Below are 26,636 nucleotides of genomic sequence, written 5' to 3' on the forward strand. Positions count from 1 at the left end.
ATTCGTTTCAGTTCGAGGGATCGACCCTCGACGACACGATGAATGGAGACAAAAGGCATGTACGCACAACTCGTCGAGACGGGTGCACAGGCGGTCAAGACGCTGGATGAAATGTCACCGCAGGAGCGCGCGTTTCAGGAGCGCATCAACGCGAGCATCAAGGTCGAACCCAAGGACTGGATGCCCGAGGGTTATCGCAAGACATTGATCCGTCAGATCTCGCAGCACGCGCATTCCGAATACGTCGGCATGCTGCCCGAGGCCAACTGGATCTCGCGGGCACCGACGCTGCAACGCAAGGCGATCCTGATGGCCAAGGTGCAGGACGAGGCGGGACACGGCCTCTACCTCTACAGCGCGGTCGAGACACTCGGCGTGACGCGCGACGATACGTACCTCGACCTGCTGTCGGGCAAGGCCAAGTACTCGAGCATCTTCAACTACCCCACGCTGACCTGGGCCGACATCGGCGCCATCGGCTGGCTGGTAGATGGCTCGGCCATCGTCAACCAGGTGCCGATCTGCCGCTGCTCCTATGGCCCCTATGCCCGTGCGATGGTGCGCGTGTGCAAGGAGGAATCCTTCCACCAGCGCCAGGGCTTCGAGATCATGCACACGCTGTCTCGCGGTACCGCGGCGCAGAAGGCGATGGCGCAGGACGCGCTCAACCGCTGGTGGTGGCCGTCCATCGCGATGCACGGCCCGGCCGACGACCAGTCGGTGAACAGCGCGCAGTCGATGGCCTGGAAGATCAAGTCGCAGACCAACGATGCGCTGCGCCAGAAGTTTATCGACCAGACCGTGCCGCAAGCCGAGTTCCTCGGCCTGACGATCCCCGACCCGGACCTCAAGTGGAACGAGGAGCGCGGCCACTACGACTACGGCCCCATCGACTGGGAAGACTTCTTCAACGTGGTGCGCGGCAAGGGCCCGTGCAACCAGGAGCGCCTGGCGGCGCGCAACAAGGCATGGAACGAAGGCGCATGGTTCCGCGAGGCGATGCAGGCCTATGCGGACCAGCAGGAACAAACCGAAGAACTGAAGGCGGCATGACATGAACTCCGAACAAAAGACCCGACGCGAATGGCCCCTGTGGGAAATCTTCATTCGCAGCCAGCACGGCCTCGCGCACAAGCATGTGGGCAGCTTGCATGCGGTCGATGGCGCCAGCGCCGTCCAGCATGCGCGTGATGTCTACACGCGGCGCAATGAAGGCGTGAGCATCTGGGTCGTGCGTGCGGCCGACGTGCTGGCCAGCAGCCCCGGCGACAAGGAAGCGCTGTTCGATGCGGCGCAGAGCAAGGTATACCGCCACCCGACCTTCTTCCCGATGCCTGACGGCGTCGAGCACATTTGATTGGCGGCGCATGAACACCCAACTCGAATACCTGCTGCGCATGGGCGACAACTGCCTGGTGCTGTCGCAGCAACTGGCGGCCTGGTGCGGCCATGGGCCGGCACTGGAGGAAGACCTCGCGCTGACCAACGTGGCGCTGGACCTGCTGGGGCAGGCACGCATGTGGCTGACGCTGGCGGGCGAGGAAGAAGGCAAGGGCCGCGACGAAGACGCGCTTGCCTACTTCCGCGACGGCAACGAATTCCGCAACCTGCTGATCGTGGAGCAGCCCAACGGCCACTACGGCAACACGGTGGCCCGTCAGTTCCTGTTCGATGCGTGGCACATGCATGTGCTGGCCGGGCTGAGCACGTCTAGCGATGCGCGCATTGCCGAGATCGCGCAGAAGTCGGTGAAGGAGGTGCGCTATCACTTCGAGCGCAGCGCCGGGCTGATGGTCGCGCTGGGTCGTGGCACACCGGAGAGCCATGCCCGCATGCAGGCCGCGGTGGAACTGCTCTGGCCTTATGCCAACGAATGGTTCGAGTCGGATGCGGTGGACGAGGCCTGCGCGGCATCGGGCGTGGCACCTGCGGCGCCTTCGCTTGCTGCGCCGTGGCGCGCCAGTGTCGAGGCCGTGCTGGACCGCGCCACGCTGAAGATGCCGAGCTACATCGGCCATCAGCGCGGCGGCAAGCGCGGCGTACACACGGAGCATCTCGGCCATCTGCTGACCGATCTGCAGTTCGTGCAGCGCACCTATCCGGGAGCGCAGTGGTGAGCGCCGTTGCAAGCGCACAGGTGTCGCGTGACACCGTGCTGGCCTGGCTGGGCGAAGTGATGGACCCGGAAGTGCCCGTGGTCTCGGTGGTCGATCTCGGCCTGATCCGCGATGTCGAGTGGACGGACGACGCGCTGGTCGTCACGGTGACGCCGACTTACTCCGGCTGCCCGGCCACCGAAGTGATCGCGCAGTCGATTCGCGATGCGGTGCAGTCGCACGGCGTCGATGAGGTGAAGGTCCGCACGCAACTCGCACCCGCATGGACCACCGACTGGATGAGCACCAAGGGCCGCGACGCATTGCGCGCTTATGGCATCGCGCCACCGGTGCATCGCGCCGCTGCGTCGGATGGCACGCAGGCCATCGACATCACTGCCTTACTGGCCAAGCGCGTCGTGGTGCCGTGCCCGCAATGCAACTCGCGCAAGACACGTCTGCTGTCGCAGTTCGGCTCGACCGCCTGCAAGGCGCTCTACCAGTGCAACGACTGCCTGGAACCCTTCGACTACTTCAAGGCACATTGAACATGGCCGCACCTCAATTCCATTCCCTTCAGGTCAGCCACGTCGAGCAGGCGACACGTGACGCGGTCGCGGTGACCTTCGCGGTGCCCGAGCACCTGGACGACACCTTCTCGTATGTGCAGGGCCAGTACCTCACGCTGCGCACGTTGCTTGATGGCGAAGAGCTGCGTCGCTCCTATTCGATATGCTCGGCCGTGCAGGACCGGCGCCTGCGCGTGGCGATCAAGCGCGTGTCCGGCGGCGCATTCTCGAACTGGGCGGCGGAGAACCTGCGCCCGGGCAGCGCCATCGAAGTGATGCCGCCGCAGGGGCAGTTCCACATGGCACTGCAACCCGATGCGCAGCGCCATGTCGTGGCTTTCGCATCCGGTAGCGGCATCACGCCGGTGCTGTCGATCATCAAGACCACCTTGCTGGCCGAGCCGAACACCAGCGTCACGCTCGTCTACGGCAACCGGTCGTCGAGCGGCGTGATGTTCAAGGAAGAACTCGAGGACCTGAAGGACACCTACCTCGGCCGCTTCAACCTGGTCTGGATCATGAGCCGCGAGTCGCAGGACATCCCGCTGTTCAACGGTCGCATCGATCACGAGAAATGCAGCCAGCTGCTCACGCATTGGATCGACCCGGCCAGCATCGACGCGGCCTTCATCTGCGGTCCGGAAGACATGATGCTGGCCACCTCGCAAGCGCTGCAGGACCATGGCGTCGACAAGTCGCGCATCAAGGTCGAACTGTTCGGCACCGCGCCGAAGGACGGCAAGCTCCGCGTGACGCGTGCCCCCGCCGAAGGCAGCGACCAGTGCGAAGTCGAAGTCGTCGTCGACGGCACGCGGCGCAGCTTCTTCATGCGCAAGAACACCGACAACCTGGTCGACGCCGGCATCAAGGCCGGGCTGGAGATGCCGTATTCGTGCAAGGGTGGCGTGTGCTCGACCTGCCGCGCCAGGGTGCTGCATGGCGAGGTCGACATGGACATCAACTTCGCGCTCGAAGACTACGAGGTGGCGCGCGGCTTCGTCCTCTGCTGCCAGAGCTATCCGGTCACCGACAAGCTGGTCATCGACTTCGACCAGGAGCACGCGCACAACTGAGCCCACCCCCGAAGCGCCACTCGTGCCACGGACGGCCGCCAGAGGCGGCTGCTCTTGCGGACCGTCCAAGCCTGCGCAGGCAGGCTTGGAGCCGCGGTCCTCAGCCCCTCAAGGGGGCGCATCCAGCGGCCCGGCAGAGCCGGTTCCGCGGGTGCCCGCGAAGAGGCACTACCCGCCCTGGTTTCATGCGTCGCGACTCACGCGATTGCTTGGTGAACAACTGATTTGAATCGAAACGCTGCCACACATTCATTCGACAAGGAGACAAGAAAATGACCGTCCACACCACCCCCACCGATCTGCTCGACCCCATCGAGCGCGCCAGCCGCGACGAGATCGCCGCCCTGCAACTCCAGCGCCTCAAGGCCACGCTGCAGAACGTCTACGACAACGTGCCGCACTATCGCCAGGCCTTCGATGCCAAGGGCGTGCATCCCGATGACCTGAAGACGCTGGCCGACCTGGCCAAGTTTCCGTTCACCACCAAGAAGGACCTGCGCGACAACTACCCCTTCGGCCTCTTCGCCGTGCCGCGCAGCCAGGTCTCGCGCATCCACGCGTCGTCGGGCACGACCGGTAAGCCCACGGTGGTGGGCTACACGAAGAATGACATCGACAACTGGGCCACCCTGGTGGCGCGGTCCATCCGCGCCGCAGGCGGCCGTGCGGGCGATGCGATGCACATCTCCTACGGCTACGGCCTGTTCACCGGCGGACTGGGTGCGCACTACGGCGCCGAGAAGTTGGGTTGCACCGTCATCCCCATGGGCGGCGGCCAGACCGAGAAGCAGGTGCAGCTGATCCAGGACTTCAAGCCGCGCATCATCATGGTCACGCCGTCATACATGCAGGTGATCCTCGAGGAGTTCGCGCGCCAGGGCATCGACCCGCGCGAGTCCTCGCTGAAGATCGGCATCTTCGGCGGCGAGCCCTGGACCGAAAGCATGCGCAGCGACATCGAGGCGCAGGCCGGCATCGATGCGGTCGACATCTACGGGCTCTCCGAAGTGATGGGCCCGGGCGTGGCCAGCGAGTGCGTCGAGTCGAAGGACGGGCCGGTCATCTGGGAAGATCATTTCTATCCCGAAGTGATCAACCCCGAGACCGGCGAAGTGGTGGCCGACGGCGAGGAGGGCGAACTGGTCTTCACCTCGCTGACCAAGGAAGCCTTCCCCGTCATCCGCTACCGCACGCGCGATCTCACACGGCTGATGCCGCCGACCTCGCGCGCCTTCCGTCGCATCGGAAAGATCGTCGGCCGCTCCGACGACATGCTCATCATCCGCGGCGTGAACGTGTTCCCGACGCAGATCGAGGAACTGGTGCTCAAGCACGGCAAGCTGTCCTCGCTCTACCAGATGATCGTCACGCGCCAGGGCTTGCTCGACGAGGTCGAGGTGCTGGCCGAACTGCAGCCGGGTGCGGCCGACATGCCGTCCAGCGAAGTGGCGGACACCGCCCGCTGGCTGCAGCAGCGCATCAAGACCATGGTCGGCATCAGCACCCGCGTGACGGTGCAGGCGCCCGAGTCGATCGAACGCACCTCGACCGGCAAGGCGCGTCGCGTGATAGACAACCGCCCGCGCGCCTGATTGCTGCAACAGCGTGCCTCCGCGCGCCCGTGTCACCCTTCAATGGCACGCGGGCGCCACGCAACTTGCAGGAATCGTGCGCCCGATGGTTGGTAAATTGCGCGGTCGCAAGCGACCGTCATCAAGGCGGCGAGCCATCAAGGAGGCACAAGAATGAACTGGGTATCCATCGCCGCGGATTGGTCCGCATGTCCTTCGAAGCCGGGCACTGGGCAGGCACGCATCCCGGTCTGCAAGTCGCGGACTCGATTCATTCTTCCGGCCTGATCGCTGCCTCCTCCCGCTGCTCCCCGCGCGGCGATGGCCCGCATCGATTCGAGCGAGCGCACGCTGCAGCGTGCGAGCGTCCGATGCCGATGCCGATGCCGATGCCGATGCCGATGCCGATGCCGATGCGGTTGCGGTTGCGCACTTCCCACTTTGATTCCCAACATGCAGACTGCGCAGATCGCGCGCCTGATCCAGAACCTGCCTTTCTTCCAGGGGCTGGATGAAGAGGTGCTCACCAGGCTGGCTCGCGAGTCGCGCGTGATCCGCGTGCAGAAGCGGGAGGTCATTTTCCGCAAGGGGGAGCCTTCCTGCGGCAGCTATGTCATCGCCTATGGCCGCGTGCGCCAGTCGCTGTTCTCGAGCCAGGGCGTCGAGAAGCCGCTGCGGGTGATCGAAACGGGTGGCGGCTTTGGCGACGCCACGCTGCTGAAGGACCTGGCGCACAACACCACGACCATCGCGCTCGAAGACACGGCGCTGATCTTCGTGCCCAAGGCCACTGTGCTGGCGCTGCTGCAGGCCGACCCGCAGTTGACCTTGCGCCTGCTTTGCAGCCTGGCGGGCCGATTGCACCAGGCGGCGGTGGACATCGAGGAGTTCTTCATGCACCCGCCGGGTGCGAGGCTCGCGAGCTACCTGCTGCGGCTGGTGCCGCCCGATGCCGGCGAGGTGAGCCGCGTCCAGCTGTCGTTGCACAAGCACCTGATGGCCGCGCAGTTGAACCTCACGCCGGAGACCCTGTCGCGCTACTTCCGGGAGTTCTGCAAGCTGGGGCTGATCGAGCTGCAGGGCAATTGCGTGACCATCCTGGATGTGCGCAGGTTGAGCCAGCATGCGACGGACAAAAAATAATCGGCAGTCGAATCATCGAACTGCCGATCGGAAGACCCTTTTGAGAAGGGTTCGTTCTTCTTGGTAAAGCGGGTCAGATCACAGCTTGATCCAGATGTGCTCTTCCACCGACTGGAACACGCCTTCCGGAGCGGCAGGAATCTTGGCGTTGTTGGCCGGGTCCATCGTGGCCATCTTCAGCTTTTCGAGTGCTGCCATGTTCTCGAAGGTTTCCAGCATGACCACCTGGCCGGCGGGGCCGCCGAAGCGGGCGTATACCTGTGCGTGCAGTGCATAGACTTGGTTGACGGCTTCGCAGCGCTTCTTGGCGTAGACCAGGGCGTCCTGCTGGTGGCCAGCGTGCGGGGTGCCGATACGGGTGAACATCACAGTCATCTTGTGCTCCTTGATATTGGTTTTATTGAACGGTCGACCAGACATTCCGGTGACCGGGCGTGATCCTAAGGATGAATGATTTCGTTTGAGACGCTGGACGAGGGCAACTTCAAGAACCTTGATTTCAGTCAAGGAAATTCATGTGTTCCAGGGAACCAAGGGTCAATCCGGATTCCATCCGCATCGAATCCCATCCTGTCGAAAGTGATGCACAGGTGCGGGTTGTGTGAGTACTTTGGGTGTCCTAGCATCCACCCCAGAGAGAACTGGAGACGAGAACAATGCCCGCGCAGCCATTGCATGCCGCCGATGCTCCGGCCCAAGCCGCCACGATCCGCTATGACAGGACCTTGACGCGCGACGCCGGGGAGCACGCCGCCAGCCTGAGCGCCTGGGACCAGAACTACGAACAGCTGTCCGCCGGACGCTACGAGGGCTGCCTGGAGGAGTTCCATATCGGACCGGTGCAGATCTTCCGTGAGCAATCGAACCAGGCCGTGCTGCAGGGCGGGCGTCCCCGGGCAAACACCGTCTCCGTGGCGCTGGCCGAGGCCAGCCAGGTGGCAGGCTGGTATTGCGGGCATCAGATCGGTGGGGGCGGCGTCTTTGCCATCAGCTCGGAACTTGAATTCGAACTTGTCGCGGGCGCCGGCATGGCGCTGGTAGGGGTCTGCGTCGACACGGCGGAACTGGTCAAGCGCGCGGCCATCCTGCATGGGCGGGAGCTGCCGTTGAGCTTGCCGGGGCCTTCGCTGATCGCCCGGTCGACTTTCCATCGGGACGCCTTGTCGTCGCTGGTCGACAGCGCCATGTCGCTGGTGCGCGACCGGCCCGCGGCGCTGGCCGATGCGGCCGTGCGCAACCGGCTGGCCGAGTCGCTCACCGACGCGGTGCTCGACAGCATCGCGCCGGATTGCATCGAGTCGGGCCTGCTGCCCGGCGCCGCTGCGCGCCGGCAGATCGTGGCGACCGCGCGGGAGTACATGCGCAGCCATGCGGACGAGCCCATCTCGGTGCCGGACCTGTGCCTGGCCACGGGCGCGTCGCGTCGTGCCCTGCAGTACGCCTTCGAGAACGTGGTGCAACTGAGCCCCGTGACCTACCTGCGCGTGATGCGGCTCAACCGGGTGCGCAGCGAACTCCAGTCGCGGCAGGCCGACACGGTCGGCGACGTGGCGGCACGCTGGGGCTTCTGGCATCCGTCGCGCTTTGCGGCGGAATACCGCGAGTTGTTCGGTGAACTGCCGTCCGCCACCCGCATGCGCTTCACATCGCACGTGCAGCCGGAGTCCATGCGGCGTCACTGAGAAGGTGCGAATCTTTCTACTGCGGACGCCGATCTCGGGCCTGCGGTGTTGGCTCCGGCATGACAAGCGCTTCGCGCAATTGTCAGCCTGCCGCAACTTCGTTGTCACCGCACGCGAGTGCGGTTCCGCTCCGCGAACCGGCCTCCCGGCAGGCGCCCTCGCTACGAAATCTTCACACCTTCTCGGCTTTGCTGGCTGGCGGATACGGGTAATCCCTCCCGGCCGGCTTGCCAAAAGTGGATAACGCCGCGGCCCCCCGCGGCCCTAACCTTCGTCGCGCTGTCACTCCGACCGACGACGACCAGGAATCCACCATGCAAACCGTATCCACTTCATTCGCACTGCGCACGACCGGCCCGCGGCTGCGGCCGATCGGACGGGCACTCGCCCTGGCCTTCGGCGCTTGCGCTATCGGCGCGGCCGCCTTGTGGTCCGCGCCCGCGATGGCCCACGGCGGCGCGGCCCACATGGTTCCGATGACCAAGACGCTGGAAGACTTCGGCGCCAGCGTGCGCTTCGACCGCTTCTCCAACGTCTACACCATCAACCGCAACGGCACGCTGGTGCGCGTCAAGCCCGGCTCGCGTGAGGCGCTGATCAACGGTCAGCCGATGCAACTCGATGTGCCGGTGGTGATGCGCAAGGGCGCGCCCTACGTGTCGCGCGACTTCATCAACCAGGTGTTCCAGTCGAACCTGGACAAGACCTTCGTCATCGAGCGCAAAGCCAGCCCGCTCAATCCGCTGACCGAGGCCGAGATCAACGCCACCGTCGACGTGCTGAAGGCCTCGGGCAAGTACCAGCCGGGCTACCGCTTCACCGAGATCACCGTGAAGACGCCGCCCAAGGACCAGGTCTGGGCCTACGCGCTCGGTGGCCAGCCGGTACAGGCGCCGCGCCAGTCCAACGTCGTCATCGTCGACGGCAAGAAGGTCATCGAAGCCACGGTGGACCTGGCCGCGCGCAGCGTCACGAACTGGAAGCCCATCGAAGGCGCGCATGCCATGGTGCTGCTGGACGACTTCGAGTCGGTGCAGAAGATCATCGAGTCCAGCACCGAATACGCGCAGGCGCTCGCCAAGCGCGGCATCAACGACGTCAAGAAGGTCTATGCCACGCCGCTGACCGTCGGCTACTTCGACGGCAAGGATGGCCTGAAGCAGGAAGACCGTCTCCTGAAGGTTGTCAGCTATGCGGACGTCGGCGATGGCAACACCTGGGCCCACCCCATCGAGAACCTGGTGGCGGTGGTCGACCTGGAACTGAAAAAGGTCATCAAGATCGAGGATTCGGGCGTGGTGCCCGTGCCGATGAAGGCCACGCCCTATGACGGCCGTGATCGCACCCTCACGCCCGCACCCAAGCCGCTGGACATCACCGAGCCCGAAGGCAAGAACTACACGATCACCGGCAACACGCTGCACTGGCGCAACTGGGACTTCCACATGCGGCTCGACTCGCGCGTGGGGCTGACGCTGCAGACCGTGACCTACAACGACAAGGGCACCAAACGCAAGATCATGTACGAGGGCTCGCTGGGCGGGATGATCGTGCCCTACGGCGATCCTGATACCGGCTGGTACTTCAAGGCCTACCTCGACTCGGGCGAGTACGGCATGGGCACGCTGACCTCGTCCATCGTGGCCGGCAAGGACGCGCCGATGAACGCCGTGCTGCTCGATGCCACGCTGGCCGACTTCACCGGCAAGCCCTACAAGATCCCGAACGCGATGGCCGTGTTCGAGCGCTACGCCGGCCCCGAGTACAAGCACAACGAGATGGGCAAGTACAACATCAGCACCGAGCGTCGCGAGCTGGTGGTGCGCTGGATCAGCACGGTCGGCAACTACGACTACATCTTCGACTGGGTCTTCGCCGAGAACGGCACCATCGGCATCAATGCCGGCGCCACCGGCATCGAGGCGGTCAAGGGCGTGAAGTCGCGCACCATGCAGGACGCGACGGCGGCGGAAGACACGCGCTACGGCACCTTGCTCGACCACAACATCGTCGGCACCACGCACCAGCACATCTACAACTTCCGGCTCGACATGGACGTCGACGGCGAGAAGAACTCGCTGACCGAAGTCGACCCGGTGGTCGTTCCGAACGTGCGTGGCGGCCCGCGCACCAGCGCCATGGAGACGGTCACGCGCACGGTGGCGACCGAGCAGAAGGCGGCGCAGAAGTTCGATGCGGCGACGATCCGCCTGCTGAGCAATCCCTCGCGCAGCAACAAGGTGGGCAACCCCGTGTCCTACCAGCTGATCCCCTATGCCGGCGGCACGCACCCGATCGCCAAGGGTGCCAACTTTGCGAAGGACGAGTGGATCAACCACCGCCTGAGCTTCATGGACCGCCAGCTCTGGGTCACCCGCTACAACGCCGATGAATTGTTCCCTGAAGGCAAGTACCCCAACCGTTCCAACAAGGACACCGGCCTGGGTGCATTCGTCGCCGACGACCAGCCCATCGAGAACACAGACAACGTGGTCTGGCTGACCACCGGCACCACCCACGTGGCACGTGCCGAGGAGTGGCCGATCATGCCGACGGAGTGGGTCAACGTGCTGCTCAAGCCGTGGAACTTCTTCGATGAGACGCCGACGCTGGGGCTGAACGCGCCCGCGGCCAAGGCCAAGTAAACCTACGAGGACCCAAGGATGCAAGACCATACAGAGCACGCAAAGTGCCGTAGCAGCTCAACCACCGGCGGCACCCAGCGCCGCGACTTTCTCAAGCTGGGAGCGGCCGCCCTTGCCGCACCCTTGAGCATGATGGCGCAATCCGCGCACGCCGCGGCCAAGGGTGCCGGCGAGATCACCGGATGGACGGCGATCCAGCTGTCGCAGGCCATCCAGTCGCGCAGCGTGTCGTGCGTGGAGGTCATGACGGCCTACCTGTCGCAGATCGATCGCTTCAATCCGAAGGTCAACGCGATCGTTTCGCTGCAGGCACGCGATGGCCTGCTGGCGCAGGCCACCGAGCGCGATGCGCAACTGGCCAGCGCCACCAAGGCCGGCCAGAAGGTCGGCTGGATGCATGGCTTCCCGCAAGCGCCGAAGGACCTGACCAACACGGCTGGCATCACCACGACGCAAGGCTCGCCGATCCTGAAGAACAACGTGCCCAAGGCCGACTCGATCATCGTGGAGCGGGCCCGCAAGGCCGGCGCCGTGCTGATCGGCAAGACCAACACGCCGGAGTTCGGCCTCGGTTCGCACACCTACAACACGGTGTTCGGCACCACGCTCAATGCCTACGACACCACGAAGAGTGCCGGCGGCAGCAGCGGCGGCGCGGCGGTGGCGCTCGCATTGAACATGCTGCCCGTGGCCGATGGCAGCGACATGATGGGTTCGCTGCGCAATCCGGCCGCATGGAACAACGTCTACGGCTTCCGTCCGTCTTTCGGCCGCGTGCCCTTCGGTCCGACCAGCGAAGTCTTCCTGCAACAACTGGGCTATGAAGGGCCGATGGCGCGCAACGTGGCCGACCTGGCCATGATGCTGTCGGTACAAGCAGGCTTCGATGCGCGCACGCCGCTGTCCATCGACGAAGACCCGGCGGTGTTCGCCAAGCCCTTGCAGAAGGACTTCAAGGGCGCGCGCATCGGCTGGCTCGGCGACTTCAACGGCTACCTGCCGATGGAGGCCGGCGTCATGGACATCTGCACCAAGGCGCTGAAGAACTTCGAGGCCATCGGCTGCAAGGTCGAGGCGGTGCAACCCGAGTTCTCGATGGAGAAGCTCTGGAACACCTGGCTCGCGATGCGCGGCTTCGTCATCGCGGGCGTGGCCGGCGGCTTGTATGTTGACCCCAAGCTGCGCGCCATGATGAAGCCCGAGGCCGTGTGGGAAGTCGAGAACGGCCTGAAGCTTTCAGGGGCGGACGTGTTCAAGGCGAGCGTCGATCGCTCCGCCTGGTACCAGGCCCTGAACAACCTGTTCAAGACCTACGACTACCTCGTGCTGCCTTCTGCGCAGGTGTTCCCTTTCGACGCCAAGCTGGACTGGCCCAAGAGCATCAACGGCAAGCCCATGGACACCTACAACCGCTGGATGGAAGTGGTGGTGGGCGGCACGCTCGCGGGTCTTCCGGTGCTCAACGTGCCCGCGGGCTTCGGTGCGAACGGACTGCCCATGGGCCTGCAAGTCATGGGCCGCGCGCAGGCCGACCTCGCCGTGCTGCAGGTCGGGCATGCGTATGATCAAGCGAGCGGCTACACCTCACGGCGCAGTCCGCTGCTGGGTTGAATGGGGGGTTCTCCCAGCGTCAGGCATTTCATTCACAAATATTGATAGAGAGACATTCATGCATCAAGCCCATATGACCATCAACGGCCGCGCTGTCACCGGCTCCGGCACTTTCGAGATCCTCAACCCTTCGACCGGCCAGGTGGTCGGCACCGCACCCAACGGCACCACCGCCGACCTGGAAGCCGCCGTCAACGCCGCGCATGCCGCCTTCCAGAGCTGGTCGCAAAAATCCGACGCCGAACTGGCCGAGGCCTGCGTCGCGGTCACCAACAAGCTCAGCGCGCACGCCGAGGAACTGGCCACGCTGCTCACGCAAGAGCAGGGCAAGCCGCTGAACGGCATGGGTTCGCGCTTCGAGCTCGGCGGTGCCGGCATGTGGGCCGGCTACACCGCCGGCCTGACGCTGCCGGTGAAGGTGCTGCAGGACAACGAGCAAGGCCGCGTCGAACTGCATCGCAAGCCACTGGGTGTGGTCGGGTCCATCACGCCGTGGAACTACCCGGTGATGATCGCCGTGTGGCATGTGCTGCCCGCGCTGCGCACCGGCAACACGGTGGTCATGAAGCCCTCGCCCTACACGCCGCTGGCCACGCTGCGCATGGTCGAGTTGCTCAACGAAGTGCTGCCGCCGGGCGTGCTCAACTGCGTGAGCTGCGATGACAAGACGTCCAACCTCGGCGCCCAGATGTCGTCGCACCCGCTGATCCGCAAGATCGTCTTCACCGGCTCCACCAACACCGGCAAGCGCGTCATGGCATCGGCCGCGGAAACGCTCAAGCGCCTCACGCTGGAACTGGGCGGCAACGATGCCGGCATCGTGTTGCCTGACGCGAACCCCAAGGCCATTGCGGAAGGCCTGTTCTGGGGCGGCTTCATCAACAACGGCCAGACCTGCGCCGCGATGAAGCGCCTGTATGTGCACGACAGCATTCATGACGACGTCTGCGAGCACCTGGTGGCCTACGCGAAGAACGTGAAGATGGGCGACGGCATGGACGAGACCAGCATGCTGGGCCCGGTCCAGAACCGCCCGCAGTTCGACATCGTCTCGCGCCTGGTGGCCGATGCGAAGAAGAAGGGCGAAGTCCTGATCGGCGGCGAGCCGGGCGATGGACTGTTCTTCCCGGCAACGATCATTGCCGGTCTCAAGAACGGCGATTCGCTGGTCGACACCGAGCAGTTCGGTCCCGCACTGCCCGTCATCCGCTACTCCGACGTCAACGAGGCCGTGCGCGCCGCCAACGACAGCCAGAACGGCCTCGGCGGCTCCGTGTGGTCGAGCGACATCGAGCATGCCAAGCGCATCGCGCTGCGCATGGAAACCGGCTCGGTGTGGATCAACAAGCACGGCGCCATCCAGCCCAACGCGCCCTTCGGCGGCCACAAGCTGTCGGGCCTGGGCTTCGAGTTCACGGAAGACGGTATGAAGGAATACACCGACGGCCAGGTGATCTTCAGCTGATGCGATGGCCCTGGGCAGCCCCCAGGGCCCTTGCCGGCCTCGCGCATGCCACGCACGCGTCCAGGTTTGCGCGAGGCCACGCGGATCCCTGCCAACCGTCGTGCGGTCGCGCGATGGCTCGGTCAGAACAAGAACAAGACTGGGAGACAGACATGTACGTGCAATTCGTGGGCGATGCGTCACGGGGACTGCGAGTCTTGCCACAAGGCCGCGCAGTCCGCATCCATGCTGAGCATCGCAACCCGTGTTCGGCCTCCATCGGGGCCATGAACAAACCCCAGGCCCACAGCCTGTTCCCCTGTTGTCCATTGGGATCCGCCAGGTCGCCGCAAGGGCGACGTGCCCCGCTGGCATAGGCGCGATTCCCTTCCCCACGCATTCCGGACTCCGTTGATGGAGTCGCCTCGGTCGCTCGCCAACGAGCGACCTGGGCTGCCCTGCGCCCGCGCATGAGCGGCGGCCGCCATCCCGCGGCCCACCAGCAACACCAATCCCGGGCGCCTTTCGGCGTCCTCATGAAACGACCGCCGAGGGGCGGCACAAACTCAAGGAGACATCGAGTGAACTCAAGTGCGACAGTGGCACCGGCGAGCCCCCCAACGGCGGCCGAGCTTGGAAGAGTGGAGGCTGTGTACAAGAAGGTGGGATGGCGATTGCTGCCGATCCTGCTGGTCTCCTACATGATCGCGTACCTCGACCGGGTCAACGTCGGCTATGCCCAACTGGGCATGAAGGAGACGCTGCCCTGGAGCAACGAGGTCTACGCGCTGGGCGCGGGGATGTTCTTCTTCGGCTACCTGATCTTCGAGGTGCCCAGCAACCTGATCCTCGTGAAGATCGGGGCGCGCAAGACGATGCTTCGCATCATGGTGCTCTGGGGACTGGCGGCGGCGGGCATGATGTTCGTCACCACGCCGATCGAGTTCTACATCATCCGCTTCGTCCTCGGTGCATGCGAAGCGGGCTTCTTCCCGGGCGTGATCCTGTACTTCACCTTCTGGTATCCGTCGGTGCGGCGAGGGCAGGTGATCGCGATCTTCATGTCCGCGACGGCGCTCATCAGCGTGGTGGCCGGGCCGATCTCCGGCGCGACGCTCAAGTACATGGACGGCCTCAATGGCTGGCACGGCTGGCAATGGATGTTCCTGGTCCAGGGCTTGCCGGCCGCGTTCCTGGGCATCGCCTTGTACTGGTGGCTCGACGACAAGCCGGAGCAGGCCAAGTGGCTGACCGGCGCCGAGAAGAACCTGCTGCGCTACAACCTGGAGACCGACACGGACAAGAGCGCCAATGCCGGTCATTCGCTGGGCGCGGTGCTGCGCGACCCGCGCGTCTATGTCTTTGCCGCCTCGTACTTCATGCTGCTGGGCAGCGCCTACACGATCGTCTTCTGGCTGCCGACGCTGATCCAGAGCTGGGGTGTGAAGGACCTGTTCGTGGTCGGCCTGCTGGCGGCCATCCCGAACTTCTTCGGCGTGATCGCCATGGTCGTGGTCGGTCGCCACTCGGACCGGACGCGCGAACGTCGCATGCACTACATGGCGTGCTGCATCGTGATCGCCATGGGCCTGGGCATCACGACCCTCACCACGGGCAGCATCTGGGCCTCGCTTGCGGCGCTCTCGATTGCGACGGCCGGCATGACCAGCGCCACGCCGTTGTTCTGGACGGCAGTGACCGAGTACCTGCCGAAGTCCGCGGCGGCCGGCGGCATTGCCTTCATCAGCAGCCTGGGCGCACTGGGCCCGGCTGTCTTCCCCTCGATCAACGCGGCCATCGTGAAGTCGACGGGCAGTCCCAATGCCAGCATGTATGTCGTGATGTGCGTCTATTTCGTTTGCGGCTCGCTGCTTGTCGCGGCGGTGGGCTCGAAGAAGAGGAACGCTGCGGCGGCGCATTGACGTCGCGGAGCAGGCGGGTGCCGGACGAGGCGGTCAGCCCGCCTTGTCGGCAGGTTCGTCCGGCTGTGCGAGCTTCTTGTTGCGCACCTGCTTCATCATCTCTTCGCCTTCGACGTCCTTGCCGTCGGAGGGGATCGATTCCTCCTGGGTGAGTTCCGGTTCTTCGTTGTCGCCCGGCTTGGTGCGTGATGATTCGCTGGCGGTCATGGCGGTCTCCTGATAGTGGAGGCCCAGCCTGCGTCCGTTCACAAGGACGGCGCCTCGGCGGAACGCTTCAAGGGTCGTCAGCCTGCACTGACGCCGGACAGGCCCAAGGCCTTGTAGACCGCATCGGCCTGCCGACGCAGGCGCAGCGATTCCGGCTGCCCGTTCAGTTGCCGTTGCAGCACGCCTTGGGCACCGGTCAACGCCACTTCGGTGCCGCTGCGCACCAGTGCGTCGAGGTACACCTGCTCGAACAGGTCGCGCTGGGCATGGCTGCCGCCGATCTCGATCAACCGGGGCAGGGCGAGCCCCAGCCCTTCGAGGGCGCCCTCATGGTCGCCGCGCGCATGAGCACGCAGCCCGTGCGCGGCCGGCACGCACACACGCTCCCATGCGGCGCGGGTCGAGCTTGGCGCGCGCGTGGCATAGGCGTCGATGTTGTGCAGCAACGTGTCGGCCTCGGGCCGTCCCGCGCGCGCGAGGCCATAGAGGTATTGCAGGTCGAGAAAGGGCAGGACGTGATCCCCGGTGCGCAGCAACAGGTGATCGGCCAGGTCTTGCCAGCGATCCCCGACGTCGATGCCGGCCAGTTCGAAGCGCGCCAGCAGCGAGGCCGCGCCGATCTGGTCCTGCGAATAGGCCTTGACCACGCCCCAGACCTGCTCGTCATACACGGCCAGCGCCTCGGTATCTCGCCCCAGGTCGATGAGGAACAGCGCGATATGCCACCAGTTGTGCGTGACCATGAAGGAGTTCAGGCCGGTCCAGCTGTCGCTGACGTCATGCATGAAGCCCAGGCCTTCAGAAAGCCGGCCTTCGGTCAGCATCACATGGCCCAGCGCGTGATGGGCCCACGGCTCCTTGCGGCACAGCGCGATGGCGCGGCGGGCGCTGGCTTCGGCCTCGCGCATCAGGTGGCATTGTTCGTAGCCGAACGCGGCCATGCCGTGCACGTACGGCACGTCGGCGGATGACTGCAAGGTGGCCAATGCGATGCGCAGCATGCCCGGGCAGTCGCCGACATTGAAGCAGTGGTACTGGCCCAGCTTGAGCGAGGCCAGGTCGCGCGGAAACTCGCGTGCCTGTTCCTCGTGCAGCCGTATTGCCTGCGCAATGTCGCCCGCCACCCACGCGGCCACCGCCGCGATGAAGCGCCGTTCACGCGGCGTGGCCCGAGTGACGCCGGACTGCGCGCGCGCGATGAAGGGCCGCGCATGGCCCACGGCATCGCGCGACTCGGCGAACATGTGCAGCGCCGCGCAGTACGCCTGCACGATTGGACTGGTGTCCTGCGCAACCGACAACACGTTGACTGCCCGCGCCTCGCAGGAGATGAAGCCCATGACGAAATCGTCGACCGCCCGCACGCTTGCGGCGTCGCTCACGCTGACGGGGTTGCCGAGGCTGTCGGTGTGCATCGGCGCATTGTGCCGCCGCGCTCGGTGCGAGCCTGCCGATGGGCATCCGTCCGCGGCCTTTGGCGGGCTGCCCGGCGCGCAGGGCCGGGGCTCGCTCAGTTGCCGGCCTGCAATCGACCGGGCTTGAACACCATCGACCCCACCAGCCCGCAAGCCGCGAGGGTCCAGACAATCACTGCGCCGGACGGAAGGTCGAGCAAGGCCGACAGCGCCAACCCCAGGCCGTAGCCCGCCGCGCCGATGCCGTAGGCCAGCACGAAGCGTTTGGTGCCCGCGTGCCCCAGTGTCCCGAGCGCCGGGATGATCAGGCTGGAGAACACGAGGTACACCCCCACCAGTTGCACCGATGCGGTCACAGCCAGCGCAAACACCCCATAGAACCCGAAGCGCCCGAGCCGCGCCACCCAGCCCAGGCGCAGCGCCGCCAGCAGCACCGCCGACACGCCGGCCAGCCACATCAGCTGCGTCGTGTTGACCCACAGGATCTGCCCCACGAGCAAGTCCTTCAGATGCTCCCCGCCATGCGGATTGCTCGCCAGCAGCACGATGCCCGCGCAGGCGGCGAGGATGAACATGACGCCGATCAGTGCCTCCTGCTGCTTCGGCGCGCGGCGCTCGGTCCAGGTCAGCAGCCAGGCGCCGAGCAGCGCGGCGCTCACTGCGGCGGCCTGCACCGCGATGCCGCCTTCAGGCAGACCCAGCGCGTCGGCCGCGATCACGCCGAGCCCTGCAATCTGCGCGATGGCCAAGTCGATGAAGACGATGCCCCGGTCCAGCACCTGCACGCCGAGCGGCACGTGCGTCGCCAGCACCAGCAGCCCCGCGACCAGCGCGGGCCCCAGGATGCCCCAGTCCAGCGCGCTCCAGTTCAAGGCTTGGCCCCGGCGGCGAGCAGGCGCGCCACCGTGTCGTCAAAGAGTCCGAACAGGTCCTTGGCGCCATCGGTGCCGCCCACCGTGAAGGGCAGCTTCACCGCGGGGATGCCGGCGTTCTTGCTGAGCCAGTCCGACGGGCGCGAGTCCTGGTAGGCGCCATAGATGACCATGCGCACCGGCGCGTCCTTGATGGCGGCCTGGACACCCTGCAGGTGCGAGGCGGTCGGCTCCACGCCGGGCTTCGGCTCCAGCACCGCCACCTGCTTCAGGCCGAGCCAGTCGTAGAGATACGCGAAGGCGCTGTGCTGCGACACCACCGACACGCCCTTGAGCGGCGCGGCCTTGGCCGACCAGCCCGCCATCGCCTTCTGCCAGCGCTGCGAGAAGTCAGCGGTCGCCTTTGCATAGTCGGCGGCATGCGCCGCGTCCACCTGCTGCAACCGCGCACCGAGTGCCGTCGCCACCGCCGCGATGTTGCGCGGGTCAGTCTGGATGTGCGGGTTGCCGGCCGCATGCACGTCGCCTTGCGAGCGGTCGACCGAGGTCGGCACTTCGAGCTTGCGCACGAAGTCGGCGGCCGCGAAGTTGCCGGGTTGCCCTGGCTGGATCTTCGGATTGCCGGATTGCTGCAGCAGGATGGGCAGCCAGCCTACTTCCAGTTCGGCGCCGGTGCAGACGATCAGGTCGGCGCTGCGTGCGCGAGCGATCAGGCTCGGCTTGGCCTGGATCTGGTGCGGGTCCTGCAAGGCATTGGTCGCCACCGACACGTCCACGTTGCTGCCGCCGAGTTCCTGCGCGAGCGCGCCCCATTCGGGCTCGCACGCGAGCACGCGCACGGCCGCGCTGGCGGGCGCGGCGAGCAGGAGCAGCGGCGCTGCCAGCGTCGCCAGGAGGATCGAACGATTCAGTTTCATGATGTTCTCCAAGGGGTGCCTCAATAGCCGTGCGCGCCGTGCGCGCCCAGGCTCATCTGGTATTGCACCGAGATCTGGTTGTCGGACTTGCCCTCGCGCGAGCGGTCCTGCGCAAACTGCAGGCGGATGCGGGAGAACTCGCTGGGCCGGTAGTCCAGCATGATGGAATTCTTCTTCGGCCGATAGCCCGTGGTCGCCAGGCCGCCATCGAGGCCAAAGGACGGCGTGCCCGGGTCCAGCCGTTCGGTGCGCAGGCCGATGCGCCAGTTGGGCAGGAACTGGTAGACGCCTTGCAGGTACCAGCCGGACTGCGTCACGCTGTAGGGACTCGGCAGCGCGGAGCCGTCGAATGTCGCGACCATGCTGCCATCGCGCTCGCTGCGCAAGTACTCGCCCTGCAGCTTGAAGTTGGTGCGCGTCGCGTTGCCGTTCGGCGCCCACTTCCAGACGCCGTCGAGCACCCATACGCGGGAGTTGCCGGTGAACTGGTTGGCAAACGGCATGTCCGTGGCATCGAAGCCCGCCAGGGTCTGGTCGCTGGCCTTTGCATGGAGCATCGAGATGCCGGCGCGCCAGGAGTTGCTCGCGCCGATGTCGCCGCCGGTGTGGGCGTAGAGCGCGTACATGCCGGCGCCGTTGGCGTTCTTGTCGCTGCCCGGGAAGGTGCGGCCGCGGCCCAGTTCGGCGCCGAGTTCGAGGTACTGGTCGATGGGCGCGATCCACTTCAGTTGCACCCCGTCGTCGCCGTACTGCGTGCCGAGCATGGCCTGGTAGGCCAGCGGCGCGTCGGCGAAGTCCCAGGTGTGGGCATGCTGCGGGTTCAGGTAGCCCACGCCCGAGAAGAAGCGTCCGCCCTTGAGCGTGAAGCCCTTGCCCAGCGCGGTCGTCTCGACGAAGGCTTCCTCGATCGACACCGAGTTGTCGGACGCCACTGCGATGTTCGCGGCGCCGCGGAACCACGGGTCGATGCTGGCAGAGAAACCGAGCTCGGTTTCGCCCAGGTTGAACCCGCGCGTGCCGGGACCGATCTCCGAGTCGGGCGGCAAGGGGAAGCCGGTGATGCGGTAGTCCGCCGGGTCGCGCGACGTGCGGGTGTAGCCGCCCGACAGGATCAGCGACATCGCGGGGTTGAAGGAACTGGCGCCGCCGCCTGATGCGACCGCGACGGGAGCGGCTGGCGCGGCTTGAGGAGCAGGTTGGGCCACCGTGGTCGTCGGTGACCAGGTGCCGGCGCCGGTCGGGCCGGCTACCGCAGCGGTTGCGCTGGCGGCAGCGGGCGGCGCGGTCGCACTGGCGGTCGCCGTGGTCGGCGCCGACGCGGCGGCTTCGGCCGACTTGACGCGCTGCTCCAGCGCTTTCAGCCGGGCTTCGTAGTCGGCGCGCATCGCCTTCATTTCTTTTTGCAGCGCGCGCACGTCGGAGGTGGTGTCGGCCATTGCGCCGATCGGAAGGGACATGGCGAGCGCGAGGCTCGCCGGCAAGAACTTGGGCATGAAAAAACGCTCCCGGCAATTACGTCGAAAGCACCCGGCCGCAATTCAGGCGGTTTTGGGCGCTACTTGGAGAAAAAGTCAACGCAGGGAGGCAGGGGGAGCGCGGCCTTGGTAGGCCAGCGTGGGGATGTTGTCACGCAGGTTGTCGAAGGCCAGCCGAGGCGCTTCGGAGGGAGCCGCCGGTGGCGGGGCCAGGGTGGGCAGGTCGGCGGCCAGGGCGCCACCGGCAATGGCGCCGGCCGTGACGCAGAGGTCGCAATGCAGCGCATGATTCGCGGCCTTGTGGTCGACCGCCGCCGTGATCGCCTCGCCTGCGTGGGACAGCAGGTGCGAGGTCGCGGCCACCTGCGCGACCGGCAGCAACAGCACGAGCCACAGCAGCCACGCAAGGTGGCGCGGCGGGCGCGAGCGGAGGAACGGGGCGGCAGGCATGGGCGAGAGGCGAATCTTAGCCGGTGGATCTTGCGCCGCCATGCCAGGGACAGCAAGGTCGCGCAACGAAATCGCGTACAAATCGACTGCACGACTCGCGTAGCGGGATGGCCTGTGGCAGCAAAAGGGGGCGAGCGGCTCCGGTGCTTCCTGGTGCAGGGTATCGAGAAGTGCAAGGCGGCTGGCGGTGAGGTGGTCCGGCGCCCACCGCAGGCGTCAACGCAAGGTCTTCTTCATGAAAGCCAGGTAGTAATCGCTCGCGTAATGGTCGATCCGCGCGAACTCCTCATAGCCCTGCTTCAGGTAGAAGTCGCGCGCCTGCCATTCGAAGGTTTCCAGCTTGACGTTGCGCGCGCCCAGTTCCATGGCGCGGGCCTCGGCCTGAGACAGGAGCCGCGTGCCCAAGCCCTGGCCCCGCGCGCCCTCCGCGACCCACAACACGTCGATCTGCAGCCAGTACAGGAATACATAGGCACGCACGCCGCCCACCACCTTGCCGCCGCCGTCCTTGGCGTTCAGGCGAATCGACCGCTGCTCCGGATACTCGCCGACGAAGCCGTAGTTGAACTCGCGCAACTGGCGGCCGACATAGCCCGATCGGACCTCTTCCTCCGTGGCTTCCAGGATGCTCGGTTCGGACGCGTGCTCAGGCACCGGGCGGTTCCGGCCAGGGGCGTTGTGCTTCGCGGATCTGCTCGAAGGCCCGTGCGACGCGCAGCACGCCCAGGTCGTCGAAGCGCTGTCCCGCGATCTGCAGGCCGATCGGCAGGACGGCCGCGCTGTAGCCGCAGTTGATCGACGCCGCGGGCTGCTCCGACATGTTGAAGGGCACGGTGAAGCCGATGTGTTCCAGCGGACGCAACGGGTCGTTGGTGGGCGACGGGTCTTCGGCGGCGGCCGGCATGTTGGGGGCCACGGGCGAGATCACGTAGTCGAACTTCGCGCAAGCCGCGACCGCGGCCACCCGCGTGGTGTGGAACTGGCTGAAGGCGCGGAACACATGCTCGCCGCTGAAGCCGGCCGAACTCTCGGCCCAAACGCGGATGTAGGGCAGCACCCTGGCGCGCTGGTCCGGCCGCAGCGCCTTCATGTCGACGTTCGAGCGCATGCGCCAGAGGTGGTCCATGCCGTCGAGCATCGCCTGCGTCATGAAGGGCCGCATCGGCTCCACGATGGCGCCGGCCGCTTCGAACAGGCGGGCGGCATGCTCCACCGCCGCGTGAATCTCCGGATCGACCGGCAAGCCACAGCCCGCGTCGAGCAGCAAGCCGATGCGCAGGCCCTTCAGGTGGTCGGCGCCGACGTCGAAAGCAGCCCAGTCGATGTCGTTCGGCGGCAGGTTCATGCTGTCGCGCGCGTCGGGGCGCGACAGCACCTGCATCATCAGCGCGCTGTCGCCGACGGTGCGCGTCATCGGGCCGGCCGCACGGCCCATGTAGGGCGGATCGATCGGGATGCGCCCCAGGGTCGGCTTGAGCGTGAATATGCCGCACCAACCGGCCGGCAATCGCAGCGATCCGCCGATGTCGGTGCCGACATGCAGCGGCCCATAACCGGCCGCGGCCGCCGCACCCGCGCCCGCGCTGGAGCCGCCCGGTGTGCGCGTCAGGTCCCAAGGATTGCGCGCCAACGTGTGGAAGCTCGACAAGCCCGAGGACAACATGCCGTAGTCGGGCATGGTGGTCTTGCTGAAGATCACCGCGCCGGTTTCGCGCAGGCGCGCGGCCGGAGGGGCATCGAGCGCGGCCGGCTTCAGGTCCACGGCGGCGGTGCCCGCGGGCAGCGGATCGCCACGCGTCGCGATGTTTTCCTTGATCGTGACCGGCACGCCATCGAGTGGGCCGAGCGGCGCGCTGCTGCGCCAGCGCGCTTCGGAGGCCCGCGCTTGTTCCAACGCAGCTTCGGGGCGCAGCAGGTAAGTGGCCTGCAAGTGCGGCTCCCAGCGCGCGACCTGTGCCAGCACGTCCTGCGTGACTTCGACGGGTGACAGCTTGCCGTCGCGATACGCCGCCACCAATTCAACCGCCGAAGCGGCATGCAATGCGTTGTTCATTCAGCAGCGATCAGGGTGTTGTCGTGGGACACCGCGGTGCCGGCATTGCCGGGTCGCTGGTGATGGGAGTTGAGGGAGCTCACGGATTGCGCGGAGCCAGAGCCCCGGGGGCGAGCAACAAGCCGGTATCGCCCCGGCGAGTCAGGTCCTACCAGCTCAGCGCCGCCAGGTCGTTGGCGAAGATCGGCATCTCCTTCCAGAGACCCTTCACGCCCTTCTTGGCCGCGGTCGGCCACAGCGGCTGGAACAGGAATCCATTGACCGCGTCCGTCGCAATCATCTTCTGTGCATCGCCCAGCAGCTTGTTGCGCTCGGCGACATTGCCGGTGCTCTTGATCTTGTCGTACAGCGTGTTGAACGCCTTCGATTCATAGCCCCAGTAGTAGTCCGCCTTGGCGTAGTTGCCGAGGTCGAGCGGCTCGGCATGCGAAATGATGCTCAGGTCGAAGTCGTGCGCGCCGCCGTAGGTGTTGCCCAGCCATTGCGCCCACTCGACGTTCTGCACCTTCACCGTGATGCCGATCTTGGCCAGTTGCGCCACGATCACCTCGCCACCCTGGCGTGCATAGGGCGTGGGGGGCAGCGTCATCGTGAGTTCGAGCGGCGTCTTCACGCCAGCCTCCGCCAGCAGCTTCTTCGCCTTCTCCGGATCGAAGGGGTTGATGGCCGTGGTGTCGATGAAACCGGGCAGGCCGGACACGTAATGGCTGCCGATGGGCACGCCCAAGCCGTCCACGGAACCTTCGATGAAGGCCTTGCGATCGACGGCGGCCGAGATCGCGCGGCGTACGCGCACGTCGTCGAGCGGCTTGCGCTTGTTGTTCATGGTGAGGATGGTCTTGGCCAGGCCTGGGGCGAGGATCACCTGGAACTGCGGGTTGGCCTTGAACTGCGCGACGGTGCGAGAACCGATGCGCGGGAAGGCGTCGACGTCGCCCGCCAGCAGCGCCGCGGCCTGCGCAGCCGAGTCGGAAATGAAGCGGAAGGTGACCTTCTTGAGCTTGGCATCGGCCGGGTTGCGAAAGCCGTCCCACTTCGTCAACACCAGCGACGAACCTTTGGCCCAGCTCTCGAGCCTGTAGGGGCCGGTGCCGACGGGCTTGGTGGCGTTGGTGTCGGCGCTCTTGGGCTCGACGATCACGGCCGTGGCCTGACCCAGCACGAAGGGCAGGTCGGGGTCGATTTCCTTGTTGATCAGCACCACGGTGTTGTCGTCCACCACCTGCGTGCTCAGGTTGGCGAAGACGCGTTTGTCCTTGTTGGTGCTCTTATCGCCACCCGCGCGGTCAAAGGAGAACTTGACCATCTGCGCATTGAAGGGCTCGCCGTTCTGGAACTTGACGCCGCGGCGCAGCTTGAAGGTGTAGGTCTTCAGGTCGGGCGAGATCTCCCAGCTCTCGGCCAGCAGCGGCGTGACCTTGCCATCGGGATTGATCCGGGTCAGCGTCTCCAGGATGTTGAACTGCACCACTTCGGCGATCGCGGTCGCGGCAGCAGCGGTCGGGTCCAGGCCCGTCGGTTCCAGCGCCATGCCGATGACCATCGAGTCCTTTCGGCCCTGCGCCAGCGCAAGCTGCGGCGCTGCAGTGGCCAGCGCGGCCATGGCGGTGGACGTGAGAACGGTGCGGCGATTCAGCATGGTCGGCAACTCCAGGAGAAGAAGAAAGATTGCAAGGAAAGAATACGTTACATCAACTCACGATCGGCGGCTCGGCGCGCGGCACCGCGGCAAGCAGGGCCTGCGTGTAGGGGTGTTCGGCATGGGCGAACAGGTGCTGCGGAGTACCGCGTTCCACCACCAGGCCGCGGTGCAGCACGCAGACCTCGTCGCACAGGTGGTTGACCACTGCGAGGTCGTGGCTGATGAGCAGGTAGCTGATGCCGAACTGCTGCTGCAGGTCCTGCATCAGGTTCAGCACCTGGGCCTGCACCGACACGTCGAGCGCGCTCACCGGCTCGTCGGCCACGATGAGCTTGGGCCGCGTGATCAGCGCGCGGGCGATGGCGATGCGCTGGCGCTGGCCGCCGGAGAACTCATGGGGGTACTTGTCGAGGTCGCTGGTGCGCAGGCCGACCGCCGCGAGCGACTCGCTGGCGCGCTGGCGTTGCTCGGCGCGGCTGGTCTCGGCCAGGGCTTCGAGCGGCTCGGCCACGATGCGCGCGACGGTCTGGCGAGGGTCGAGCGAGCCGTAGGGGTCCTGGAACACCATCTGCACATCGCGCCGCGCCGCGCGCAGTTCCTGGCGCGGCAGCGCATGCAGGTCGCGCCCTTCCAGCCTGACGCGGCCGGATGTGGGTCGGTCCAGCGCCATCACCAGCCGCGCGATGGTCGACTTGCCCGAGCCGGATTCACCCACGATGCCCATGCTGCGCCCGGGTTGCACGCTGAAGCTCACGCCGTTGAGCGCCTTGACAGTCGGTGGTGGGCCGAAGAGCTTCTCGCGCGGCAGGTCGTAGTGACGCACCAGGTCGGTAACCTCCAGCAGCGGCGTTTCTGCCGTCATGCCTGCACCGCCGTGGCCGCGATCACGTCGTCGAGCCGAATGCAGCGCACTTCATGCGCGTGCCGCATCTGCATCGCCGGTGGCCGTGTCGTGTGGCAGGCATCGACCGTGAAGCTGCAACGACCCGCGAAGGGGCATCCCACCGGCAGATCGACCAGTTCGGGCACGCTGCCCGGGATCGTTGCCAGTCGCGCCCCACGCGGCGCACCCAGCGCCGGCCGCGCCGCGAACAGGCCCTGGGTGTAGGGATGCGCGCGCTCGGCGAACACGGTCGCCGTCGGCCCGCTTTCGACGATGCTGCCGCCGTACATCACCAGCATCTTCGACACGCTTTGCGCGATCACGCCGAGGTCGTGCGAGATCAGGATCAAGGCCATCCCGCGCTCCGCCACCAGCCCCTTGATGAGATCGAGGATCTGCTTCTGGATGGTCACGTCCAGGGCGGTCGTCGGCTCGTCGGCAATCAACAGGTCCGGCCCGCAGGCCAGCGCCATCGCGATGCCGATGCGTTGCCGCTGCCCGCCCGAGAACTGGTGCGGATAGGCGTCCAGCCGCGATGCCGCGTCCGGAATGCCCACGCGCTCCAGCAGCGCCAGCACCTCCTTGCGCGCATCGGCGGACGACAACCCGCGATGCAGGCGCAGCGGCTCGCCGACCTGTCGCACGATCGTGTGCACCGGATTCAGCGCCGTCATCGGCTCCTGGAAGATCATGCCGATGCGATCGCCGCGGATATCGCACATCGCGCGTTCGTCCAGGCCCACCAGTTCCTTTCCTTCGAAGCGGATGCTGCCCGTGACCTTGGCGTTCGACGGCAGCAACCCCATCAGGGACTGCACCGTGATCGACTTGCCGCAGCCCGACTCGCCCACGATGCCCATCGTCTCGCCGCGTTCCAGCGTGAAGCCGATGCCGCGCACGGCCTCGGCGGGACCGCGCTGTGTCTGCAGGCCGATGTGGAGGTTGTCGACTTCGAGCAGGGGCATG

General features: G+C 66.1%; 25 protein-coding genes. 12 read left to right on the plus strand and 13 right to left on the minus strand.

The genetic code is table 11. The features are described from left to right. Positions 1-57: 57 nt before the first annotated feature. The 6 genes from paaA (at position 58) to paaK (ending at position 5,330) form a co-directional block, all read left to right on the plus strand. Entirely contained in the window at positions 58-1,053 is a 996-nt protein-coding gene (paaA, locus tag WKW82_RS19835) for a 1,2-phenylacetyl-CoA epoxidase subunit PaaA (protein ID WP_340344056.1), read from the plus strand. A 1-nt stretch (position 1,054) separates the two neighbouring features. Beyond that, positions 1,055-1,357 (plus strand): 1,2-phenylacetyl-CoA epoxidase subunit PaaB, encoded by a 303-nt coding sequence (paaB, locus tag WKW82_RS19840; RefSeq protein WP_218510330.1) that lies wholly within the window; start codon positions 1,055-1,057, stop codon positions 1,355-1,357. Between the two features lie 10 nt (positions 1,358-1,367). Continuing rightward, on the plus strand, positions 1,368-2,117 hold the full coding sequence (paaC, locus tag WKW82_RS19845) for a 1,2-phenylacetyl-CoA epoxidase subunit PaaC (protein WP_340344057.1): 750 nt from the start codon (positions 1,368-1,370) through the stop codon (positions 2,115-2,117). Then, on the plus strand, positions 2,114-2,644 hold the full coding sequence (paaD, locus tag WKW82_RS19850) for a 1,2-phenylacetyl-CoA epoxidase subunit PaaD (RefSeq protein WP_340344058.1): 531 nt from the start codon (positions 2,114-2,116) through the stop codon (positions 2,642-2,644). The genes paaC and paaD overlap by 4 nt, the downstream gene beginning before the upstream one ends. Positions 2,645-2,646: 2 nt before the next feature. Then, positions 2,647-3,738, plus strand: a complete 1,092-nt coding sequence (gene paaE, locus WKW82_RS19855) for a 1,2-phenylacetyl-CoA epoxidase subunit PaaE (protein ID WP_340344059.1) — start codon at positions 2,647-2,649, stop codon at positions 3,736-3,738. 272 nt (positions 3,739-4,010) lie between these two features. Next, positions 4,011-5,330, plus strand: a complete 1,320-nt coding sequence (gene paaK / locus WKW82_RS19860; RefSeq protein WP_340344060.1) for a phenylacetate--CoA ligase PaaK — start codon at positions 4,011-4,013, stop codon at positions 5,328-5,330. 250 nt (positions 5,331-5,580) lie between these two features. Here the strand turns inward: paaK and WKW82_RS19865 are convergent, their stop codons facing one another. Next, complete coding sequence (locus tag WKW82_RS19865; RefSeq protein ID WP_340344061.1) at positions 5,581-5,742, minus strand: hypothetical protein; 162 nt, start codon at positions 5,740-5,742, stop codon at positions 5,581-5,583. A 20-nt stretch (positions 5,743-5,762) separates the two neighbouring features. Between WKW82_RS19865 and WKW82_RS19870 the strand changes: the two genes are divergently transcribed. Then, a complete protein-coding gene (locus WKW82_RS19870) occupies positions 5,763-6,452 on the plus strand; it encodes a Crp/Fnr family transcriptional regulator (RefSeq protein WP_340344062.1) in 690 nt (229 codons plus the stop codon). Positions 6,453-6,530: 78 nt separating this feature from the next. Here WKW82_RS19870 and WKW82_RS19875 read toward each other — a convergent pair whose 3' ends face one another. Next, positions 6,531-6,959 carry a hypothetical protein gene (locus WKW82_RS19875; RefSeq protein ID WP_340344063.1) on the minus strand — a complete coding sequence of 143 codons (429 nt, stop codon included), beginning with the start codon at positions 6,957-6,959 and terminating at the stop codon, positions 6,531-6,533. A 149-nt stretch (positions 6,960-7,108) separates the two neighbouring features. On the opposite strand from WKW82_RS19875, the gene WKW82_RS19880 reads away from it, so the two are divergent. The 5 genes from WKW82_RS19880 to WKW82_RS19900 all read left to right on the plus strand — a co-directional run bounded on the left by WKW82_RS19880 (position 7,109) and on the right by WKW82_RS19900 (position 15,756). After that, the gene (locus WKW82_RS19880) at positions 7,109-8,134 is read left to right on the plus strand and encodes a helix-turn-helix domain-containing protein (protein WP_340344064.1); all 1,026 of its coding nucleotides are present in this window, start codon (positions 7,109-7,111) and stop codon (positions 8,132-8,134) included. A gap of 314 nt (positions 8,135-8,448) precedes the next feature. After that, complete coding sequence (tynA, locus tag WKW82_RS19885) at positions 8,449-10,779, plus strand: primary-amine oxidase (protein ID WP_340344065.1); 2,331 nt, start codon at positions 8,449-8,451, stop codon at positions 10,777-10,779. A gap of 129 nt (positions 10,780-10,908) precedes the next feature. Continuing rightward, on the plus strand, positions 10,909-12,390 hold the full coding sequence (locus WKW82_RS19890; protein WP_422823539.1) for an amidase: 1,482 nt from the start codon (positions 10,909-10,911) through the stop codon (positions 12,388-12,390). Between the two features lie 58 nt (positions 12,391-12,448). Next, positions 12,449-13,855, plus strand: coding sequence for an aldehyde dehydrogenase family protein (locus tag WKW82_RS19895; protein ID WP_340344066.1), 1,407 nt, complete (start codon positions 12,449-12,451; stop codon positions 13,853-13,855). A 629-nt stretch (positions 13,856-14,484) separates the two neighbouring features. Beyond that, on the plus strand, positions 14,485-15,756 hold the full coding sequence (locus WKW82_RS19900) for an MFS transporter (RefSeq protein WP_340344067.1): 1,272 nt from the start codon (positions 14,485-14,487) through the stop codon (positions 15,754-15,756). Between the two features lie 33 nt (positions 15,757-15,789). Here the strand turns inward: WKW82_RS19900 and WKW82_RS19905 are convergent, their stop codons facing one another. From WKW82_RS19905 to WKW82_RS19955, 11 genes are all read right to left on the minus strand, one after another. Next, a complete protein-coding gene (locus WKW82_RS19905; RefSeq protein WP_340344068.1) occupies positions 15,790-15,963 on the minus strand; it encodes a hypothetical protein in 174 nt (57 codons plus the stop codon). Positions 15,964-16,040: 77 nt separating this feature from the next. Further along, positions 16,041-17,378, minus strand: coding sequence for a tetratricopeptide repeat protein (locus tag WKW82_RS19910; protein WP_340344069.1), 1,338 nt, complete (start codon positions 17,376-17,378; stop codon positions 16,041-16,043). 95 nt (positions 17,379-17,473) lie between these two features. Further along, a complete protein-coding gene (locus WKW82_RS19915; RefSeq protein ID WP_340344070.1) occupies positions 17,474-18,250 on the minus strand; it encodes a metal ABC transporter permease in 777 nt (258 codons plus the stop codon). Further along, positions 18,247-19,167, minus strand: a complete 921-nt coding sequence (locus WKW82_RS19920; RefSeq protein WP_340344071.1) for a metal ABC transporter substrate-binding protein — start codon at positions 19,165-19,167, stop codon at positions 18,247-18,249. The genes WKW82_RS19915 and WKW82_RS19920 overlap by 4 nt, the downstream gene beginning before the upstream one ends. A gap of 20 nt (positions 19,168-19,187) precedes the next feature. After that, entirely contained in the window at positions 19,188-20,660 is a 1,473-nt protein-coding gene (locus WKW82_RS19925; protein ID WP_340344072.1) for a porin family protein, read from the minus strand. Between the two features lie 78 nt (positions 20,661-20,738). Then, positions 20,739-21,092 carry a hypothetical protein gene (locus WKW82_RS19930; RefSeq protein WP_340344073.1) on the minus strand — a complete coding sequence of 118 codons (354 nt, stop codon included), beginning with the start codon at positions 21,090-21,092 and terminating at the stop codon, positions 20,739-20,741. A gap of 216 nt (positions 21,093-21,308) precedes the next feature. Beyond that, positions 21,309-21,746, minus strand: coding sequence for a GNAT family N-acetyltransferase (locus WKW82_RS19935; RefSeq protein WP_340344074.1), 438 nt, complete (start codon positions 21,744-21,746; stop codon positions 21,309-21,311). Then, positions 21,739-23,145: an amidase gene (locus WKW82_RS19940; RefSeq protein ID WP_340344075.1), complete on the minus strand. Its 1,407-nt coding sequence runs from the start codon at positions 23,143-23,145 to the stop codon at positions 21,739-21,741. The genes WKW82_RS19935 and WKW82_RS19940 overlap by 8 nt, the downstream gene beginning before the upstream one ends. A gap of 148 nt (positions 23,146-23,293) precedes the next feature. Next, positions 23,294-24,784 (minus strand): ABC transporter substrate-binding protein, encoded by a 1,491-nt coding sequence (locus WKW82_RS19945; protein WP_340344076.1) that lies wholly within the window; start codon positions 24,782-24,784, stop codon positions 23,294-23,296. 52 nt (positions 24,785-24,836) lie between these two features. Beyond that, positions 24,837-25,649, minus strand: coding sequence for an ATP-binding cassette domain-containing protein (locus tag WKW82_RS19950; protein ID WP_340344077.1), 813 nt, complete (start codon positions 25,647-25,649; stop codon positions 24,837-24,839). After that, positions 25,646-26,635 (minus strand): ABC transporter ATP-binding protein, encoded by a 990-nt coding sequence (locus WKW82_RS19955; RefSeq protein ID WP_340344078.1) that lies wholly within the window; start codon positions 26,633-26,635, stop codon positions 25,646-25,648. The genes WKW82_RS19950 and WKW82_RS19955 overlap by 4 nt, the downstream gene beginning before the upstream one ends. Position 26,636 lies beyond the last annotated feature (1 nt).

The sequence above is a fragment of the Variovorax rhizosphaerae genome (genome assembly GCF_037889975.1).
Lineage (GTDB): Bacteria > Pseudomonadota > Gammaproteobacteria > Burkholderiales > Burkholderiaceae_C > Variovorax > Variovorax rhizosphaerae.

What these genes read in the sequence shown, in the direction of transcription:
- WKW82_RS19950 (WP_340344077.1), bottom strand. Translation starts at nt 25,649, where the DNA reads ATGACGGCAGAAACGCCGCTGCTGGAGGTTACCGACCTGGTGCGTCAC.
- WKW82_RS19920 (WP_340344071.1), bottom strand. Translation starts at nt 19,167, where the DNA reads ATGAAACTGAATCGTTCGATCCTCCTGGCGACGCTGGCAGCGCCGCTG.
- WKW82_RS19895 (WP_340344066.1), top strand. Translation starts at nt 12,449, where the DNA reads ATGCATCAAGCCCATATGACCATCAACGGCCGCGCTGTCACCGGCTCC.
- WKW82_RS19955 (WP_340344078.1), bottom strand. Translation starts at nt 26,635, where the DNA reads ATGCCCCTGCTCGAAGTCGACAACCTCCACATCGGCCTGCAGACACAG.
- WKW82_RS19890 (WP_422823539.1), top strand. Translation starts at nt 10,909, where the DNA reads ATGATGGCGCAATCCGCGCACGCCGCGGCCAAGGGTGCCGGCGAGATC.
- WKW82_RS19925 (WP_340344072.1), bottom strand. Translation starts at nt 20,660, where the DNA reads ATGCCCAAGTTCTTGCCGGCGAGCCTCGCGCTCGCCATGTCCCTTCCG.
- paaC (WP_340344057.1), top strand. Translation starts at nt 1,368, where the DNA reads ATGAACACCCAACTCGAATACCTGCTGCGCATGGGCGACAACTGCCTG.
- WKW82_RS19945 (WP_340344076.1), bottom strand. Translation starts at nt 24,784, where the DNA reads ATGCTGAATCGCCGCACCGTTCTCACGTCCACCGCCATGGCCGCGCTG.
- paaK (WP_340344060.1), top strand. Translation starts at nt 4,011, where the DNA reads ATGACCGTCCACACCACCCCCACCGATCTGCTCGACCCCATCGAGCGC.
- WKW82_RS19870 (WP_340344062.1), top strand. Translation starts at nt 5,763, where the DNA reads ATGCAGACTGCGCAGATCGCGCGCCTGATCCAGAACCTGCCTTTCTTC.
- tynA (WP_340344065.1), top strand. Translation starts at nt 8,449, where the DNA reads ATGCAAACCGTATCCACTTCATTCGCACTGCGCACGACCGGCCCGCGG.
- WKW82_RS19880 (WP_340344064.1), top strand. Translation starts at nt 7,109, where the DNA reads ATGCCCGCGCAGCCATTGCATGCCGCCGATGCTCCGGCCCAAGCCGCC.
- WKW82_RS19905 (WP_340344068.1), bottom strand. Translation starts at nt 15,963, where the DNA reads ATGACCGCCAGCGAATCATCACGCACCAAGCCGGGCGACAACGAAGAA.
- paaA (WP_340344056.1), top strand. Translation starts at nt 58, where the DNA reads ATGTACGCACAACTCGTCGAGACGGGTGCACAGGCGGTCAAGACGCTG.
- paaE (WP_340344059.1), top strand. Translation starts at nt 2,647, where the DNA reads ATGGCCGCACCTCAATTCCATTCCCTTCAGGTCAGCCACGTCGAGCAG.
- WKW82_RS19930 (WP_340344073.1), bottom strand. Translation starts at nt 21,092, where the DNA reads ATGCCTGCCGCCCCGTTCCTCCGCTCGCGCCCGCCGCGCCACCTTGCG.
- paaB (WP_218510330.1), top strand. Translation starts at nt 1,055, where the DNA reads ATGAACTCCGAACAAAAGACCCGACGCGAATGGCCCCTGTGGGAAATC.
- WKW82_RS19910 (WP_340344069.1), bottom strand. Translation starts at nt 17,378, where the DNA reads ATGCACACCGACAGCCTCGGCAACCCCGTCAGCGTGAGCGACGCCGCA.
- WKW82_RS19940 (WP_340344075.1), bottom strand. Translation starts at nt 23,145, where the DNA reads ATGAACAACGCATTGCATGCCGCTTCGGCGGTTGAATTGGTGGCGGCG.